This window comes from Rhodanobacter geophilus, assembly GCF_040812275.1.
In the GTDB taxonomy this organism is placed as follows: domain Bacteria; phylum Pseudomonadota; class Gammaproteobacteria; order Xanthomonadales; family Rhodanobacteraceae; genus Rhodanobacter_A; species Rhodanobacter_A geophilus.
The window spans coordinates 99,024-115,893 of sequence record NZ_JBFOHL010000010.1 but is presented as its reverse complement, the minus strand read 5'-3'; the positions used below and the strand labels follow the sequence as shown (position 1 = coordinate 115,893).

14 protein-coding genes are annotated in these 16,870 nt (G+C 69.5%); 4 read left to right on the top strand and 10 right to left on the bottom strand.

Translation table 11 applies throughout. The features are described 5' to 3' along the window. Positions 1-164 precede the first annotated feature (164 nt). Positions 165-1,079, top strand: coding sequence for a hypothetical protein (locus ABQJ56_RS12330; protein WP_367845302.1), 915 nt, complete (start codon positions 165-167; stop codon positions 1,077-1,079). A 65-nt stretch (positions 1,080-1,144) separates the two neighbouring features. Here the strand turns inward: ABQJ56_RS12330 and ABQJ56_RS12325 are convergent, their stop codons facing one another. The 5 genes from ABQJ56_RS12325 to ABQJ56_RS12305 all read right to left on the bottom strand — a co-directional run bounded on the left by ABQJ56_RS12325 (position 1,145) and on the right by ABQJ56_RS12305 (position 5,705). Continuing rightward, positions 1,145-2,047 (bottom strand): DUF4097 family beta strand repeat-containing protein, encoded by a 903-nt coding sequence (locus ABQJ56_RS12325; protein WP_367845301.1) that lies wholly within the window; start codon positions 2,045-2,047, stop codon positions 1,145-1,147. A gap of 18 nt (positions 2,048-2,065) precedes the next feature. Beyond that, on the bottom strand, positions 2,066-2,515 hold the full coding sequence (locus ABQJ56_RS12320; RefSeq protein WP_367845300.1) for a hypothetical protein: 450 nt from the start codon (positions 2,513-2,515) through the stop codon (positions 2,066-2,068). Continuing rightward, complete coding sequence (locus ABQJ56_RS12315; RefSeq protein ID WP_367845299.1) at positions 2,512-3,060, bottom strand: RNA polymerase sigma factor; 549 nt, start codon at positions 3,058-3,060, stop codon at positions 2,512-2,514. The genes ABQJ56_RS12320 and ABQJ56_RS12315 overlap by 4 nt, the downstream gene beginning before the upstream one ends. A 107-nt stretch (positions 3,061-3,167) precedes the next feature. After that, a complete protein-coding gene (locus tag ABQJ56_RS12310) occupies positions 3,168-4,940 on the bottom strand; it encodes a phosphoenolpyruvate carboxykinase (GTP) (RefSeq protein WP_367845298.1) in 1,773 nt (590 codons plus the stop codon). Positions 4,941-5,126: 186 nt separating this feature from the next. Further along, positions 5,127-5,705, bottom strand: coding sequence for a TetR/AcrR family transcriptional regulator (locus ABQJ56_RS12305; RefSeq protein ID WP_367845379.1), 579 nt, complete (start codon positions 5,703-5,705; stop codon positions 5,127-5,129). A gap of 118 nt (positions 5,706-5,823) precedes the next feature. On the opposite strand from ABQJ56_RS12305, the gene ABQJ56_RS12300 reads away from it, so the two are divergent. The 3 genes from ABQJ56_RS12300 (at position 5,824) to ABQJ56_RS12290 (ending at position 9,733) form a co-directional block, all read left to right on the top strand. Beyond that, entirely contained in the window at positions 5,824-6,705 is an 882-nt protein-coding gene (locus tag ABQJ56_RS12300; protein ID WP_367845297.1) for an alpha/beta fold hydrolase, read from the top strand. 18 nt (positions 6,706-6,723) lie between these two features. Then, positions 6,724-9,195, top strand: coding sequence for an acyl-CoA dehydrogenase (locus tag ABQJ56_RS12295; RefSeq protein ID WP_367845296.1), 2,472 nt, complete (start codon positions 6,724-6,726; stop codon positions 9,193-9,195). A gap of 67 nt (positions 9,196-9,262) precedes the next feature. Then, on the top strand, positions 9,263-9,733 hold the full coding sequence (locus ABQJ56_RS12290) for a hotdog fold domain-containing protein (RefSeq protein WP_367845295.1): 471 nt from the start codon (positions 9,263-9,265) through the stop codon (positions 9,731-9,733). A gap of 4 nt (positions 9,734-9,737) precedes the next feature. Here the strand turns inward: ABQJ56_RS12290 and ABQJ56_RS12285 are convergent, their stop codons facing one another. From ABQJ56_RS12285 to ABQJ56_RS12265, 5 genes are all read right to left on the bottom strand, one after another. Next, positions 9,738-10,745, bottom strand: coding sequence for a diguanylate cyclase domain-containing protein (locus ABQJ56_RS12285; RefSeq protein WP_367845294.1), 1,008 nt, complete (start codon positions 10,743-10,745; stop codon positions 9,738-9,740). Beyond that, positions 10,742-11,311 carry a chemotaxis protein CheB gene (locus ABQJ56_RS12280; RefSeq protein WP_367845293.1) on the bottom strand — a complete coding sequence of 190 codons (570 nt, stop codon included), beginning with the start codon at positions 11,309-11,311 and terminating at the stop codon, positions 10,742-10,744. The genes ABQJ56_RS12285 and ABQJ56_RS12280 overlap by 4 nt, the downstream gene beginning before the upstream one ends. Beyond that, a complete protein-coding gene (locus ABQJ56_RS12275; RefSeq protein WP_367845292.1) occupies positions 11,308-12,168 on the bottom strand; it encodes a CheR family methyltransferase in 861 nt (286 codons plus the stop codon). Before ABQJ56_RS12275 ends, ABQJ56_RS12280 begins: the two co-directional genes overlap by 4 nt. Before the next feature lie 7 nt (positions 12,169-12,175). Then, positions 12,176-15,799, bottom strand: a complete 3,624-nt coding sequence (locus tag ABQJ56_RS12270; protein WP_367845291.1) for a response regulator — start codon at positions 15,797-15,799, stop codon at positions 12,176-12,178. 118 nt (positions 15,800-15,917) lie between these two features. Continuing rightward, positions 15,918-16,817, bottom strand: coding sequence for a CPBP family intramembrane glutamic endopeptidase (locus ABQJ56_RS12265; RefSeq protein WP_367845290.1), 900 nt, complete (start codon positions 16,815-16,817; stop codon positions 15,918-15,920). Positions 16,818-16,870: the final 53 nt, after the last annotated feature.

Here is a 16,870-nt window from a genome sequence, read left to right as displayed (position 1 = left end):
CAGCAGGAACCTGCCGGAGCGCAGGCTGGTCTATCGAGAAGCCGGTCACAGGATGCCATCGATTACTGTACCGAGGGCTTGTGCCGGTGTTAGTTAAATGTAAAATGCGATATACTCTGAAAGCCGACTCCGGCCGATATCCACTGCATCGGACACCTTAAGCCATGCGCCGCCTGCTTGCTCCATTGCTGCTGTGCCTGCTGCCGTTCGCGGCGGCCGGGCAGGGCGTGGACGATTCCAGCGGCAAGCTGGCCACGCAACTGCTGAAGCAGCCGCCGTCATCGCAGGTCGCCGGGGTGCAGACAGGTACGATGGTGCCGTTGTGGCGCGGCACGGACGGGCACCTGTTCGTGCTCAAGGCGGACAACCGCAGTGGCGTGCTGGATCAGCGCGACACGCCGCTGTCGTTCCATGCCGTCGATGCCACCAGCGTGAAGAGCACGGGCCTGCAGTACGGCCTGACGTCGAACTGGCAGGCGCACGCCGATCTCAGCCAGCACTCCTGGGTCAACAGCCCGTTGCGCGTGGTCGGCAGCGAGGTGGGTGCCACCTACAACGACGGGCGCTACAGCCTCGGCCTGAGCGTGGGCGCCAGCAGCACACCGAACAATCCCAGCCTGCCGCGCGTGTTGCCCGGCGTGGCTCCGAGCGTCGACGGCCTCTCCGGTTTCGACAGCAGTTCCCAGCTCAATGCGCAGGGCCGCCTGGCACTGGGCAGCAGGAGCGGGATCGATCTGGGTGCCAGCGTCGGTCGCATCCACCTGCTGCCGGGCAATCTGCTGGGCATCAGCACGCTGGACCAGAAGGCGATCAGCTTCGGTGTCGATCACGGTCCGATCAGCGGCACCCTGGTCGGCCGCACCATGCAGCCGCTGGCCGGCGTGCCGGGCAACGGCTACGCTCCCGATCGCCGGTGGAACAGCATCGACCTCGGCGTGACCTGGCACCTGCCATGGCAGGGTTCGCTGAGCGTCGGCGCGCAGAACCTGTGGTCCTCGGGCACACCGGCGAACACGCCGATGGGCCCCGAGCCGGACCAGTCGCGCACACCTTACGTGCAGTACCACCAGGATCTCTGATCCGGAGATGAGCCAACGAAAACGCCGTCGTCCAGCGACGGCGTTTTCGTTGGTGGATGTGCGCCTCAGTTCGACGTGCGGATGCGCAGGTCGCCGCTGAAGGTCTCGACGTTGATCGAACCAGTGCCGCCGCCCAGGCGGGCATCGAGCTTGCTGCCGGGGCCGTGCTCGGATTTCTGCGCGTTGCCGAAGTCGCTGCGCAGGTCGCCGCTGAAGCTGCTGGCGTGCACGGTGGCGGAGGTACCGGCGGGCAGTTGCAATTGCACGTTGCCGCTCATGCTGTCGATGCCGAGCTTGCCATCCGGCGCGGGGCTGCCCGAGAGCTGCACGTCGCCCGATACGGTGCTCAGCGTGAATTGGCGCCACGGGCCGCCGCTGGCCTGGATGCGGCCGGAGATGGTCTGCAGCTTGGCGCGGTCGCCCAGCACGGGGGCCAGGATGTCGCCGCTCACCGTCTGCAGGCTGGCCTGCGCGGCATGGCCGGCCAGTTCGATGTTGCCGCTGACGCTGTCGACGTTGAGCGAGGGCGTACGCGCGTTGATGCGTGCACGGCCGCTGACCGTGTTGATGGTGATGCCGCCGCCGTCCATGCCGTCGATCACCACCGGCGCGCTGACCACGTGCACGTCCAGCGTGGCGCCGCTCGGCACGTGCAGGTCCAGCATGGTCGGTCCCATGCGGTTGTCGCTGCCCCAGTTGAACCAGCCACCACCGCCCTGGGGCTGCACCTCGATCGCAAGCCTGCCGTCGCTGCCGGTGATCGCCAGCGGCTTGGCGCCCTCGCCGAGCTGGCCGCCCACCTGCACCACGGGACGATCCCAGGCGGTGATGCGCACTTCGCCGGCGACGTTGCTGATGCTGATGCGTGCCGTGGGCGTGGCGGCATGCTGCAGGTTGATCGGGGTGTCGGCCACGGCCTGGCCGATGCACAGGCAGAGCAGCAGTGGAGCGTAGCGTGGGATCTTCATGGTCGTTCCTGGCGTCGGTCAGCCGGCCTCGTGGACGAGCTGGCGCAGTTGTGTCTGTTGCCGCTCGGTGCGGGCCAGCAGGCGCTGCAGCGCGGGTGAGTGGGGGGATTGCTGGATGGCTTGCTGCAGTTCGAGGCGGGCCGCATCCAGCTCGATCGCGGCGCCGCTGAGGCGCGGGTCGGACGGGTTCCAGGGAGCGGGAGCGTTCGTCAGTGCGGGGGCGTTGCCTGTCACGGTGCCGGCGTCGCGGTGCAGGCGCAAGCCGATGCTTCCGGCCAGCAGGAATGCGCCGGCCAGCGCGGCGGCCAGCAGCCAGGGCTGCCGTGACGCATGCCGCGCGGCCGGCGCAGCCGCCGCATCGTCGTCGCGCGCTTCCAGCGCCGCATCGATCGCGCCCCACAGGTCGCGGCGCGGCGCGACCGGCTGGCGCAGGCTCCGCATCTGCTGGCGCCATTCGAATTCGTTCATGGTGTTTCTCCCAGGACCTTGCGCAGAAACTGCCGTGCCCGGTGCAGCTGCGCCTTGGATGTGCCGACGGCCATGTCCAGTTCGTTGCCGATTTCCTCGTGCCGCCAGCCTTCCACGTCGTGCAGTACCAGCACGGCGCGTGCGCGCGGCGGCAGCTTGCCGATGGCGCGCTCGAGCTCCTCGCGCTCGGCGGCGCAGAACGGCGTTTCGCCGTGCTCGGGCAACTGCTCCTCGTCCACGAAGCCGACCGGGTCGGCACGGCGGGCGCGCAATTCCATCAGCGCCACGTTGATCGCCAGCCGGTACAGCCAGGTGCCGAACGCGCTTTCGTGGCGGAAGCCCGGCAGCTTCTGCCAGGCGCGCACGAAAGCCTCCTGGGTGAGATCCTCCGCGCGGGCGTGGTCGTAGCCGGCCAGCCGGTACAGCGCGCCGTGGATGCGGTCGACGTGGCGGCGATACAGCCGCTGGAACGCCCGGCGGTCGCCGTCCGCCGCCGCCCGCGCGTCGTCGATGTCGTCATCTGCGGCAACGGGGGCTGGCGGCATCGATCGTTCGGGGGAGGGACAGGTGGCGATCATCTTGCCAACTTGGATGCCGGTGACGCCGAAAGGGTTTGCATCGCCGCGGTCCCGCCGCGGCGATGCAAATGGCGTCAGGCCGCGGCGGTTTCGGGGGCGGCGTCTTCCAGCGCATCGGCCACGCGCCGCTGTTCCGCGCGCAGCGCCGCAGGCAGGCGTGGCGCGAAGCCGTCGAGGTACTCGCCGATCGCCGCGAGTTCGGCCTGCCAGCCGGCCCGGTCCACCGCGAGCAGTTCAGCCAGCGTGGCCGCGTCCAGTTTCAAGCCATCGAGCTTGAGCTCGTTGGCGGCGGGAAGGGTGCCGATCGGCGTCTCCACGCCGCGGGCCTTGCCTTCCACGCGGGCGATCATCCATTCCAGCACGCGCAGGTTGTCGCCGAAGCCGGGCCACAGGAACTTGCCGTCCTTGCCCTTGCGGAACCAGTTGACGTGGAAGATCTTCGGCAGCTTCGCGCCGGGCCGGTCGAACGACAGCCAGTGCGCGAAGTAGTCGCCGTAGTGATAGCCGGCGAACGGCTTCATCGCCATCGAGTCGCGGCGCAGCACGCCCACCGCGCCGGTGGCCGCCGCGGTGGTTTCCGAGCCCATCGCCGCGCCCATCAGCACGCCGTGGGTCCAGTCGCGCGCTTCCATCACCAGCGGCAGCAGCGAGGGGCGGCGGCCGCCGAACACGATCGCGCTGATCGGCACGCCTTGCGCGTCCTCGGCCTTGGGCGACCAGGTGGGGCACTGCCGCGCGCTCACGGTGAAGCGCGAGTTCGGATGCGCCGCCGGGCCGTTCGCCGGATCGTAGGGGCGCCCCTGCCAGTCGGTGACCGGCGTGCCGGGCAGGCCTTCCCACCACGGCTGGTTGTCGGCGGTGACGGCGACGTTGGTGAAGATGGTGTCGTGCGCGATGCTCTTCAGCGCGTTCGGGTTGCTGCTGTCGCTGGTGCCCGGCGCCACGCCGAAGAAGCCGGCCTCGGGATTGATCGCGTACAGCCGGCCATCCGCGCCCGGGCGCATCCAGCAGATGTCGTCGCCCACCGTCCACACCTTCCAGCCGTCCTGGCGGTAGCCCTCCGGCGGGATCAGCATCGCGAGGTTGGTCTTGCCGCATGCCGAGGGGAAGGCGGCGGCGATGTAGTGCGTCTCGCCACGGGGATTCTCGATGCCCACGATCAGCATGTGCTCGGCCAGCCAGCCCTCGTCGCGGGCCTGGTTGGAGGCGATGCGCAGCGCGTGGCACTTCTTGCCCAGCAGCGCGTTGCCGCCGTAGCCGGAGCCGTAGGACTTGATCGTGCGCTCGGCCGGGAAGTGCATGATCCAGCGGCGCTCGGGGTCGAGTTCGCCGGTGGAATGCAGGCCCTTCACGAACGTGCCCTCGCGCTCGATGCGCGCCTGCGCGGCGGCGCCCATGCGGGTCATGATCTTCATGTTGGCGACCACGTAGGGGCTGTCGGTGATTTCCACGCCGCAGCGCGACAGCGGCGAGTCGATGGGGCCCATGCAGTACGGGATCACGTACATCGTGCGGCCTTCCATGCAGCCGTCGAACAGCGCGTCCATCTTCGCGTGCGCCTCGGCAGGATCCATCCAGTGGTTGTTCGGGCCGGTGTCGTCCTGGTCCGGGTGGCAGACCAGGGTGAGGTGCTCGACGCGCGCCACGTCGGACGGGTGGGAGCGGTGCAGGTAGCAGCCCGGGTGGGTTGCCTGGTTCAGCTCGACCAGGGTGCCGTCGGCCAGCATCTGTTCCACCAGGGCGCGATATTCGTCTTCGGAGCCATTGCACCAGTGGACCTTCGCAGGGCGGGTCAGTGCTGCCACCTCGTCGACCCAGCGTTCGAGCGCTTCCAACGTGCTTGCCATCGTGTCCTCACTGGTCTTTAGAAAAAAAAGTGGAGGAACCGTAGTTTGCGAGCACTGGCATTGCAAGGATGCATGCAGCAAAAACCGCCGGGAGCGATTCCCGACTTCGCGCCAGCGATGGCCCCAAGGGCGGTCGGGCGCAAAAACGGCGCCGAAGCGCCGTTTCCCAAGCTCTTGCGGGATGGATCAGGCCGGGATCAGGGTGGCGATCATGTGCTCCACGTAGGCGTCGAACTCCTCGTGGTTGATGCGTGGCAGGCCCAGGGTGAAGTTCAGCTGCAGGAAACCGACGTAGGCGGCGTAGGTGAGCCGCGCGCGGTTCAGCGCCTCGCGTGGCGGCAAGCCGGCTTCGCGGTAGGCGGTGTTGAGGAATTCGGTGCGCCGCTGCGATACGCGCGCCATCACCGGCACCACCAGCGGATGGTCCAGCGCCTTCAGCAGGGCGGCGTAGACGCGGTGCGGCTGCACCTCGTGCGCCGCGCGGCGGAACAGTTCGGGCAGGCGCTGGTGTGGGTCGGCGATCCGTTCGATCTGCCCCAGCACTTCGTTTTCACCGTATTGCTCCCAGCGTTCCAGCGCGGCCTGCAGCAAGGCTTCGCGGGTGCGGAAGTGCCAGTAGAAGCTGCCCTTGGTGACACCGAGCTGGCGGGCCAGCGCCTCGACGGCCAGCGCGCCCACGCCTTGGTCGGCGATCATCTGCAGGGCGGCAACTTCCCAATCTTCCGCGGTAAGGCGGGTGCGTTCCGGTTTGGGGCTGGAATCCATGACCGTATGGTAGCCCTTGCGCCAGGCTTTGTAATCCATGATGGCGCGGGTGCGGGCGGGTTGACGGCCCCGGATTGAGCAATCCATACTCATCCGTATGGATAGGTCGACACCATCGATGCCTGCCGCCCGGACCGAGTTCTTCGCGGCCAGCGACGGCCTGCGCCTGGCGGTGGAGGTGCGTGGCGCCGGCAACACGCCGACCCTGCTGTTCGCGAATGGTTTCGGCCAGACCCGCGGTGCCTGGAACGGCGCGGCCGCGGCGCTGGCGGCGCGGGGCTGCCGCTGTGTCAGTTTCGACGCGCGGGGCCACGGCGAGAGCGATCACTTGCCCGATGGCAGCTACCACATGCAACGGTTCGCCGACGACTTGCTGGGACTGGCACGCGCGCAGCCGGCACGGCCGGTGCTGGTGGGCGCCTCGATGGGTGGCCTGCTTGGCCTGGTGGCGGCGGGCGAGACACGGCCGGCGCCATTCCGCGCGCTGGTGCTGGTGGACATCACGCCGCGCTGGGAGATGAAGGGTGTGGAGCGCATCCTCGCCTTCATGCAGGCACACCCGGACGGTTTCACCGGTTACGCCGAGGCTGCGGAGCAGATCGCCGCCTACCTGCCGCACCGCGCCGGCCGCAGGAGCGAGGAACAGCTGCGCCCGCTGCTGCGCGAAGGTGCCGACGGCCGCCTGCGCTGGCACTGGGATCCGGCCTTGCTGGCCGGTGACCTGGTGCAGGAAAGCGAACGCTACCAGCCGCGCCTGTTCGCCGCCGCCGCGCAGGTGGACGTGCCGGTGCTGCTTCTCTCGGGCGAGCGCAGCGACGTGGTCTCGCATGCCACCGTGGCCGAGTTCCTGCAACTGGTGCCGCACGCGCGCCACGTCGAGGTCGCCGGCGCCACCCACATGCTGGCGGGCGACGCCAACGACGCGTTCACCCGCGAGATCGCAAGTTTCATTGAAACGCTGGACGACGGCGATGCCCGACGCGGCGCCGCTGCCATGTAACGCAACGAGGATGTCGAGATGGCCGTGATACTCACCCTGCTGGCAGCGCTCATCGCGAGCGGCGCCTGTGCCTACCACCGCAGCAGCCTGCGCACGTTCGCGGTCGTGGCGCCCGTGGCCACCCTGGTCGTGGGCCTGGTCGCCGGCACGCCGTGGACGATGCTCGTCCTGCTGATCGTCGAGCTGGGCATCGCCGTGCCGCTGCTGATGGACACGTTCCGCCGCCGGCGGATCACCGCGCCGCTGCTGAAGATGTTCGCCAGGGTCACGCCGAAGCTGTCGGAGACCGAGCAGACCGCGCTGGAAGCCGGCACCGTCGGTTTCGAGGGCGAGCTGTTCTCCGGCAAGCCGGACTGGCACGAGTTGTTGAAGCAGCCGAAGCCCGAGCTGAGCGTGGAGGAACAGGCCTTCCTCGACGGCCCGGTGGAAGAACTCTGCGGGATGATCGACGACTGGGAGATCACCCACGAACTGGCCGACCTGCCGCCGGAGATCTGGGACTTCATCAAGAAGCACCGCTTCTTCGGCATGATCATCCCGAAGCAGTACGGCGGCCTGCAGTTCTCCGCGCTGGCGCATTCGGCGGTGTTGCAGAAGCTCTCCACCATGTCCGCCACGGTGGCGTCCACCGTGGCGGTGCCGAACTCGCTGGGCCCGGCCGAACTGCTGCTGCACTACGGTTCGGACGAGCAGAAGAACCACTACCTGCCGCGCCTCGCGGTGGGCGAGGAGATTCCCTGCTTCGCGCTCACCGGCCCCTACGCCGGCTCCGACGCCACCTCGATCCCCGACGTGGGCATCGTCTGCAAGCAGGTCGTCGACGGCGTCGAGACGCTGGGCATCCGCCTCACCTTCGACAAGCGCTACATCACGCTGGCGCCGATCGCCACCGTGGTGGGCCTGGCCTTCCGCATGTACGACCCGGAGCACCTGCTCGGCGACAAGGAAGACCTCGGCATCACCCTGGCGCTGCTGCCGCGCTCCACGCCGGGGCTGCAGATCGGCCGCCGCCACTTCCCGCTCAACATCCCGTTCCAGAACGGCCCGATCCACGGCAAGGACGTGTTCGCGCCGCTCAGCACGCTGATCGGCGGGCCGCACATGGCCGGGCACGGCTGGCGCATGCTGGTGGAATGCCTGTCGGTGGGCCGCGCGATCTCGCTGCCGTCGAACGCCACCGGCGCGATGCGCGGTTCGGCCGCGGCCACCGGCGCGTATGCGCGCATGCGCAAGCAGTTCGGCCTCGCGATCGCCCGCTTCGAGGGCGTGGAGGAAGCGCTGGGCCGCATCGGCGGCCTTACCTACGCCACCACCGCGCTGTCGCGCGCCACGGCCGCCGCGGTGGACCGCGGCGAGAAGCCGGCGGTGCCCTCGGCCATCGCCAAGTACCACGCCACCGAGTGGGCGCGCGTGGTGGCCGGCGCCACCATGGACGTGCACGGCGGCAAGGCCGTGCAGCTGGGCCCGAAGAACTATGCCGGGCGCGGCTGGTCCAGCGTGCCGATCGCGATCACCGTGGAAGGCGCGAACATCATGACGCGCAGCCTGATGATCTTCGGCCAGGGTGCGATCCGCTGCCATCCCTACGTGCTGAAGGAAATGCAGGCGCTGTCCATTGGCGACTACGGCGCCCGCCTGCGCAGCTTCGACAAGGCGCTGTTCGGCCATATCGGCTTCGGCATCTCCAACGCGGTGCGCAGCTTCGCGATGGGCCTCTCCGGCGGCCGCATGGGCGACGCCGCGGGTGACGCCTACACGCGCCGCTACTACCGCAAGCTCAACCGCTATTCCGCCGCGTTGGCGCTGTGCGCCGACACCTTCATGGGCGTGCTGGGCGGCAAGCTGAAGTTCAAGGAGAAGCTCTCCGCGCGCCTCGGCGACGTGCTGAGCTACCTCTACATCGCCAGCGCCATGCTGAAGCGCTACGAGGACACCGGCCGGCCGGAGGCGGACCGCCCGTTCCTCGCCTGGGGTTTCCACGAGTGCATGTGGCTGATCCAGAACGCGCTGGACGGTGCGATCCGCAACTTCCCGGTGCGCCCGGTGGCGTGGCTGCTGCGTGCGCTGGTGTTCCCATTCGGCCGCCGCGAAGTGCCGCCGTCGGATCGCCTGGGCCGTCGCGTCGCCGCGTTGCTCACGGCACCGAACGAAGCGCGTGCGCGCCTCACCGAGTGGGTGTACCTCACCCCCACGGCGAACAACACGGTGGGCCGCATGAACGCGCTGCTGCCCGACGTGATCGCCGCCGAGCCGGTGGAGCGCAAGTTCCTGAAGGGCCTGAAGGCCGGCCAGTTCAAGGCCCACGACTACGACGGCCAGCTGGACGAGGCCTTGGCCGCCAACGTCATCAGCCAGGCCGAACGCGACCTGCTGAAACGCGTGCACGACGCGGCGTTCGAGTTCATCTCGGTGGACGACTTCGATCCGTCCGAGCTGCGCGCGGCGGTGACCCGCGCGGACGAGCGCAGGCGGCTGGCCGACGCGGCCTGAGGGGTGCCGCGGCGATGGCCACGGACGAACGGGCTGCATCACCCGTGTGCCTTCCGGAAGCATGAGCATGAGTGCGGCACTGAAACTCTGGCACCGGCTTTCCGGGTTGCCCGCCGGCCGCTGGCTCTACGGTCGGCTGATCTGCCTCAAGGCGCCGTACTTCGCCACCATCGCACCGCGTTTCGTGGTGCTGGAGGCGGGGCGTTGCGAGATCGTGATACGCGACCGCCGCCGCGTGCACAATCACGTCGGCACCGTGCACGCGATCGCGCTGTGCAACCTCGCCGAGCTCGGTGCGGGCATGATGGTCGAGGCCACGATCCCTGCCGGCATGCGCTGGATCCCGAAGGGCATGACGGTCGAATACCTCGCGAAGGCGCGCGGCAGCATGCATGCGACGGCCCTGCCGGAGCATCCCGTCGTCGAGTCTGCCAACGGTTACGCATGGCCGGTGACGGTGACGGTGCGGGACGACGCGGGCACCGAGGTGTTCCGTGCGCGCATCGAGATGTGGCTGTCGCCGCGACGCAGGAAATGAGGTTTCAGGCGGCGTCCGCCACGTCGAGCAGGCAGCGGTTCCTGCCTGCCCGCTTGGCTTCATAGAGCGCCCGATCGGCGGCCTGGATCAAGGCCTCGTCCGACAGCATGCCAGGGCGCCACACCGCGATGCCGATGCTGGCGCTGACCCGGGCCAGCACCTCGCCGGACGGGCCGGGCAGGGGATAGGGCAGGGCGAGCGTGTCGCACAGCTGCTGGCAGCGTTCGAGCAGCAGCTGCAGCTGCGCGGCGTCCTCGAGGATCAGCGCGAACTCGTCGCCGCCCAGTCGCGCCACCGTGTCGCCGGCGCGCACGTGTCCGCGCAGGCGGGCGGCAATCGCCTGGAGCAGGGCGTCGCCGACGGGATGGCCATGGGTGTCGTTGACCGCCTTGAAGCCGTCGATGTCGAGCATGGCCAGCGCGAAGCCGCGACCGTGCGCCGGGTACTGCCGGATGGCCTCGTGCAGCCGCTCGTGGAACAGTGCGCGGTTCGGCAGGCCGGTGAGCATGTCGTGGGTGGCCTGGTGGCGCACCACGGCTTCGGCGCGCAGGCGCTCGGCGATCTCCTCGTGCAGCTGGCGATTGCGCTCGGACAGCTCGCCCAGCGCCTGCTGCAGCTGCATGCGCGCGTTGTAGAGCTCGAGGAACACGCGCACCTTCGAGCGCAGGATGCTGTCGTTGACCGGCTTGGCGATGTAGTCCACCGCGCCGGAGCGGTAGCCCTTCAGGCGGTTGAGGTCGTCGGCGTAGGCGGCGGTGACGAAGATGATCGGCGTGTCGCGCAGCTGCTCGGCCTCGCCGAGCAGGGTGGCGACCTCGAAGCCGTCCATGTCGGGCATGTTCACGTCGAGCAGGATCAGCGCGAACGCATGTTCCAGGCACAGCGCCAGCGCCTCGTTGCCGCTGCTCGCCTCGACCAGTTCGGCGCCGCAGTCGCCGAGCAGGTGGCGCATCGCCACCAGGTTGGCGCGGGTGTCGTCGACGATCAGGAGTTTCGGACGCGGGTCGTTCATGGCAGGCACAACCGGTTGAGCAGGGGGGCGATCGCATCCAGCGAGACGCAGTGGTCGGCACCGGCGCGGTCGATCGCCGCCTGCGGCATCGCGCTTGCCAGCGCGCCGTCCGGCGATTGCACGATGGCGCAGCCACCCAGCCGGCGCAACTCGCGCAGGCCGCCGGCGCCGTCGGCATTCGCGCCGCTGAGCACCACGCCGACCAGGGCGTCGCGCCATGCTGCGGCAGCGGAAGCGAACAGGACGTCAATCGAGGGCCGCACCAGATTGACGCGCGGATCCGTCGACAGCGTGAAATGCAGGTCGCGCTCCACCAGCAGGTGGTAGCCGGCGGGAGCGACCTGCACCACGCCACCCCGCGCCGGTTCGCGCTCCGCGGCCTCGATCACCGGCAGGCTCGACGCACGGGCCAGCAGTTCGCACAGCAGCTCCACCGTCTCCGAGCCGGTGTGGCAGCAGACCAGCACCACCTGCGGCAGGCGCGGGTCCAGCCCGCCCAGCACGGTCTTCAGCGCCTCGGGGCCGCCGGCCGAACAGCCCAGCACGATCGCGGCCGGGCGCGTCATGGCCGCCGTTCCCCCGCCGCCGGATCAATGCGCCGGTAGATGCGCAGGCTGGCATCGACGGGCGCGAAGTCGGCCGCGGCTTCGGCGGCATCCGGGCGCTCGCGCAACCCCAGGCAGAGGAAGCCGCCGCGCACCAGCGAATCGCGGAACAGCGCGAGGCAGCGCTGCTGCAGCGGGTTGCAGAAATAGATCAGCACGTTGCGGCACAACACCAGCTGCGCCTCGCAGAACACCGCGTCGGCCACCAGGCTGTGCTGGGCGAAGGTGACGTGGCGGCGCAGCCGCCGGTCGAGCTTGAGCAGGCCGTAGCGTGCGCTGTAGTAGTCGGCCAGCGAGTGGTTGCCACCGGCCGCCAGGTAGTTGCGCGACCATTGCTGGGCCGTGTGCAGCGGGTAGATGCCTTCGCGCGCGCGCTCCAGCGCCTTCGCGCTGAGGTCGGTGGCGAAGATCTGGCTGCGCTCGTACAGCCCGGCCTCCTCCAGCAGGATGGCGAGCGAATAGACTTCCTCGCCGTGCGCACAGCCGGCCTGCCAGATGGTGATCTGCGGGTACGAGGCAAGCAGCGGCAGCACCTGTTCGCGCAGGGCGCGGAACACGGAGGGATCGCGGAACATGTCCGAGGCGGGCACCGACAGCCCTTCCAGCAATTCCGGCAGCAGCCCCGGTTCGTGCAGCAGGCGATGGGTGAGCGCGCTGATCGCGCCGTCGCCGAAGTCCTTCGCCAGCTGGCGCACGCGGCGCAGCAACGAGGCCGGCGCGTACTGGCCGAAGTCGTAGCCGTGGCGCCGCCGCATCGCCTCGACGAACAGGTCCAGTTCGATGCCTTCCAGTTCGGGATCGTCCGGCGTGCCGCTCATCGGGTCTTCAGCGGCGCAGCCAGACGCGGATCATCGAGGCGAGCTTGTCGAGGTCGACCGGTTTGGAGAGGTAGTCGTTCGCGCCGGCCGCTAGGCATTGCTCGCGGTCGCCGCGCATGGCCTTGGCGGTGAGCGCGATGATCGGCAGTTGCGCGAAGCGCGGCTGGGCGCGGATCTGCCGGATCGCCTCGTAGCCGTCCATGCCCGGCATCATGATGTCCATCAGCACCAGCTCCAGCGCGGCCTCCTCGTCCAGCATGCGCAACGCCCGCGGGCCGTCCTGCGCCATGCTGACCTTGAGGCCCCAGCCGCGCAGCACCTTTGACAGCGCGAACAGGTTGCGCATGTCGTCGTCGACCAGCAGCAACTGGTGGCCCTGCAGCCCGTCGGCGATGTTCGCCGCACCCGCGGCGGGCTGGCGGATGCGGTGCAGGAACAGGCTGACTTCGTCCAGCAGCCGGTCCGGCGAACGCGACCCCTTGATCACGATGCTGTCGGTGTACTGGCGGATGCGCAGGCTTTCCTCGCGGCTGAGGTCGCGGCCGGAATAGATCACCACGGGCGGCACGCTGCCGGCGGCGGCAAGGCGTTCCAGCAGTTCCATGCCGGAGAGGCCAGGCAGGCCGAGGTCGAGCACGACGCAGTCGTAGGCACCGCGCGCGATCCGTTCCAGCGCTTCTTCGGCGGAGCCCGCCTCGTCGATCTCGACCCGGTCCTGCCGCAGCAGGTTGCGCAGCGCGCTGCGTTCGGCGGCATCGTCGTCCACCACCAGCAGGCGGCGGGTGCGGTCGCGGGCCACGTGCAGCAGGCGCTCGACCGCCGCGTTGATCTGCTCGCGGCTGACCGGCTTGGTGAGGAAGCCCACCGCGCCGAGTTCGCGGCCGTGCTCGGCGCCGTCGGCCGCGGAGAGGAAATGCACCGGAATGGCGCGCGTGGCCGGATCGGCCTGCAGCCGCTCGATCACCGTCCAGCCGTCGATGCCCGGCAGCATCACGTCGAGCAGGATGCCCAGCGGACGGAAGCGGCGCGCCAGCTCCAGCCCGCTCTCGCCGTCGGCGGCGAGCAGCATGGGATGGCCCTTCTGGCGCACCATGTCGGCGAGGATGCGGGCGAACGCGGGATCGTCTTCGACGATCAGGATCGGCGCGTCGCCGGGAACGAGGCGCTCGCGGTCGTCGGGCAGGCTGCCCGGCAGCAGCGCCGGGTTCGGCAGCGGCCGCACGGGCACCGCGGCCGAAGGTTCCGTGGCCGGCGCGCTGGCCACGCCGCGCTCGGGCAGCAGCAGGGTGAATTCGCTGCCGCGGCCACTCTCGCTGCGCAGCATGATGTCGCCGCCAAGCAGCCCGGCCATGCGCCGCGAGATGCTCAGGCCCAGGCCGGTGCCGCCGTAGTGCCGGCTGGTGCTGGAGTCGACCTGCTCGAACGCGGCGAACACTTTTTCCAGCTTGTCGGCGGGGATGCCGATGCCGGTGTCGGTCACGCCGATCGCCAGCAGCGGCTGGCCGGCCAGTGCCGCGGACAGCGGCAGGTCGGCGGCGGGGCGCCCGATGCGCACCTGCACCGATCCGCTGGCGGTGAACTTGAACGCGTTCGCCAGCAGGTTGTTGACGATCTGTTCGAGCTTGCCGGGATCGGTGTGGATATGCGCAGGCAGTCCGTCGGCCAGTTGCACGCCGAAGTCCAGACCCTTGTCGCGGGCCACGTGGTCGAAGTTGCGGCGCAGGCTGCGGGCGAGGTCATCCAGCGCGTAGTCATCCAGCGCCAGCTCCATCTTGCCGGCCTCGATCTTGGACAGGTCGAGGATGTCGTTGATCAACCGCAGCAGGCTGCTGCCGGCGTCGTGGACGATCTGCGCCGACTCGACTTCCTCGGCGTCCAGCCGGCCACCCGCGTTCTCGGCCAGGCTGCGCGAGAGGATCAGCAGGCTGTTCAGCGGCGTGCGCAGCTCGTGCGACATGTTGGCGAGGAACTCGCTCTTGTACTGGCTGGCGCGTGCCAGCTCCTGCGCCTTCCCGGCGGTCTCCGCCTGCAGCGCTTCCAGCGTGCGCTTCTGCTCGTGCAAGGTGTCGCTCTGCAGGCGCAGCTCCTCGTTCGAGGCCTGCAGCTCCTCCGCCTGCACGCGCAATTCCTCCTCGGATACCCGCAGGCGCTGCGACTGTTCCTCCAGCTCCAGCGTCTTTGCTTCCAGGGTGTCGTGCGACTCGCGCAGGGCTTCCTGCTGCTGGCGCATGGTGATGCTGCTGACGCGCAGCTGGTCGGCCTGTTCCCGGGTCTGTTCGAGCAGGTCCTGGGTGCGGATGGCGCGGCTGAGGTTGTCCAGCGACAGCGCGACCATTGGCAGCAGCTGTTCCAGCAATTGCCGATGCAGGGACGTCGGAGTTTCGAAGCCGGCGAATTCCAGCACGCCGACCAGGCGGCCGCGCAGCAGCACGGGCAGGATCAGCAGGTGGCGCGGCAATGCGCTGCCGCTGCCGGAATCGATGCGCAGGTAGTCGTCCGGCAGCCGGTCCAGTTCGATGGGTTGGTGGGTCTGCGCGCACTGGCCGACCAGGCCCTCGCCCGGCAGGTAGCGCACGGCGGGGTCGGCGCCCAGCCGCAGGCCGTAGCTGCCGATCAGGTCGAGCCGCCCGCTGGGTTCGTCGTACAGGTAGAGCAGGCCCACGCCGGCCTTGAGCAGCGGCATCAGCTCGCCGGTCAGCCGTTCGGCGAACGCGCGATGGGTGGTGGCTTCCTGCAGCTGCCGCGAGATCGCCGTGACCTGGCTCTTCAGCCGGGCGTTGTCGTGTGTCTCGACCGCCATCTCCTTGAACACCTGCAGCGCGCGGGCGATCTCGCCGATCTCGTCTTGCCGCTCCACCTGGCGCACCTCGACGCTGTGGTCGTGCGCGGCGAGCCGGCTCATCTGGTCCGTGATGCGGCGCAGCGGCCGGGTGATCAGGCGGAAGCACAGCGAGATCACCCACCAGCCGAGCAGCAGCATGAGCAGGGTGACCACCGCGTCGATCACGCGGGTACGCGTCATCAGGCTGTCCAGGCGCGCGGTGCGGCTGGTCAGCAGCTCCTTCTCGCTGGCGCTCATCTGGTCGAGCAGGGCGAGGATGTTGGTGGCCCGCGCGGAACCGTGGTCCATGTAGGCGGCCGCGATGCGCTGTTGTTCCGTCGCCTGCTCTGCCGGTGCCAGCGCGGCCAGGTGCGTCATCGGCAGGGTCACGCCGTCGTCCACTTCCCGGCTCCACTGCGTGATCGCGGTCTCGAGCCGGTCGATGCGCCCCTGCTGCAACGGGTTGTCCGTGGTCAGTGCGCGCAGGCGACCAAGCTGCCCGCCGAACGATTGCACGCCGCTCTGGTATGCGTCCCGTTTCCCGGTGCGCCGGTCCAGCAGGTAGCCGCGCACATCGACCTGGATGGCCTTGGTCGCATCGTGGATCTCGTCGATCTGCTGCAGCACGGCGTAGGTGTGCACGTACCAGTGCCGTGCCACGTCCTGCTGGCGCAGCGAGTCCAGCGTGAGCAGGTTGGCGGCCAGCGACACGCCGAGCAGCAGCACGATGGCCAGCCGGATCTTGTGCTGGATCGGCTGGTTCGCCAGCCAGGAGTACTTGCGTGGCGTCGTGCGGGGCGTTGCGGGCATGGTCGTTGCGCCAAACGGTTCGAGGGACCGGCCGCCGCAGATCCCTGCCGTGCGCGGGGGCGGGTAGGCACACAGCGTAACCGCTGCGGTTATCCAGCCATAGCCGGCGCCGCCGGGATCAGCGCCGGCGCCAGCTGGGCGGCACCAGCGAGTGCCGCCGCAGGGCGAGTGCCAGCAGGGCCGCCGAGCACAGCAGGCACAGCGCCAGCGCCACCACCGAGGCTTCGGCGCCGAACACGCCGCCGCTGAGCCAGTCCGGACCGGTGCGTGTGGACACCAGCCAGCCGTCGGCCTTCATGCCGGAAACCGGGATGCCGTAGACCGTGCCCTGGCAGAAGTTCCAGGCCGCGTGCAGGCCCATGCAGAGCGGCAGCGAACGGGCGACGTGGTAGAGCAGGCCGAACAGCAGGCCGGCCTCGATCGCGATGGCCGCGGAACTCCATGCGGTGGCGCCCGGGTTGCCGGCATGGGCGAAGCCGAAGAACAGGGCCGAGATCAGCAGCGCTGCCCAGGTGCCCAGGCCCTCCTCGACGATGCGGAACAGCACGCCGCGGAACAGGATCTCCTCGCCGATGCCGGCGCCGATGCCGGCGACCAGCAGGGCCGGCAGCCAGTTGGCGCGGGGATTGAAGCCGGTGACGTGGTAGCTGCCCAGCAGCCACAGCACGCCGACCACGGCGCTGAGCAGCAGGCCACCCGCGAGCAGGCCGCGCAGCGCATCGGGCCAGCGCCGCGGCGCGAGTTCCGCCGGCCTGCGGCGCTCCACGACGCGGACCAGGAACGCGTAGGTGAGGATAGCCGGCAGCAGGGCGACCGCCAGGTAGACCAGGGCCGGGCTCATCGCTGTCTTGGCCATGCCTTGCGTGAGCGCATGCACGAGTGCCGAAGCCGACCGGTTCAGCACGATGAACAGCACCACGCAGATCACGATGCGCGCCATCGGCGAACACACCAGCCAGCGCTTCCATGGCGGGGTCGCGGCTGGCGTGACGTAGGCGAGCGACGGCGTGGCGTTCATGCGTGCAATCCCCTGGGCGAAGTGCCACGAAGGGTGGCAACCATGCGGCATCC

Coding starts and splice junctions, on each gene's coding strand:
- ABQJ56_RS12330 (WP_367845302.1), top strand. CDS start 165: ATGCGCCGCCTGCTTGCTCCATTGCTGCTGTGCCTGCTGCCGTTCGCG.
- ABQJ56_RS12325 (WP_367845301.1), bottom strand. CDS start 2,047: ATGAAGATCCCACGCTACGCTCCACTGCTGCTCTGCCTGTGCATCGGC.
- ABQJ56_RS12320 (WP_367845300.1), bottom strand. CDS start 2,515: ATGAACGAATTCGAATGGCGCCAGCAGATGCGGAGCCTGCGCCAGCCG.
- ABQJ56_RS12315 (WP_367845299.1), bottom strand. CDS start 3,060: ATGCCGCCAGCCCCCGTTGCCGCAGATGACGACATCGACGACGCGCGG.
- ABQJ56_RS12310 (WP_367845298.1), bottom strand. CDS start 4,940: ATGGCAAGCACGTTGGAAGCGCTCGAACGCTGGGTCGACGAGGTGGCA.
- ABQJ56_RS12305 (WP_367845379.1), bottom strand. CDS start 5,705: ATGGATTCCAGCCCCAAACCGGAACGCACCCGCCTTACCGCGGAAGAT.
- ABQJ56_RS12300 (WP_367845297.1), top strand. CDS start 5,824: ATGCCTGCCGCCCGGACCGAGTTCTTCGCGGCCAGCGACGGCCTGCGC.
- ABQJ56_RS12295 (WP_367845296.1), top strand. CDS start 6,724: ATGGCCGTGATACTCACCCTGCTGGCAGCGCTCATCGCGAGCGGCGCC.
- ABQJ56_RS12290 (WP_367845295.1), top strand. CDS start 9,263: ATGAGTGCGGCACTGAAACTCTGGCACCGGCTTTCCGGGTTGCCCGCC.
- ABQJ56_RS12285 (WP_367845294.1), bottom strand. CDS start 10,745: ATGAACGACCCGCGTCCGAAACTCCTGATCGTCGACGACACCCGCGCC.
- ABQJ56_RS12280 (WP_367845293.1), bottom strand. CDS start 11,311: ATGACGCGCCCGGCCGCGATCGTGCTGGGCTGTTCGGCCGGCGGCCCC.
- ABQJ56_RS12275 (WP_367845292.1), bottom strand. CDS start 12,168: ATGAGCGGCACGCCGGACGATCCCGAACTGGAAGGCATCGAACTGGAC.
- ABQJ56_RS12270 (WP_367845291.1), bottom strand. CDS start 15,799: ATGCCCGCAACGCCCCGCACGACGCCACGCAAGTACTCCTGGCTGGCG.
- ABQJ56_RS12265 (WP_367845290.1), bottom strand. CDS start 16,817: ATGAACGCCACGCCGTCGCTCGCCTACGTCACGCCAGCCGCGACCCCG.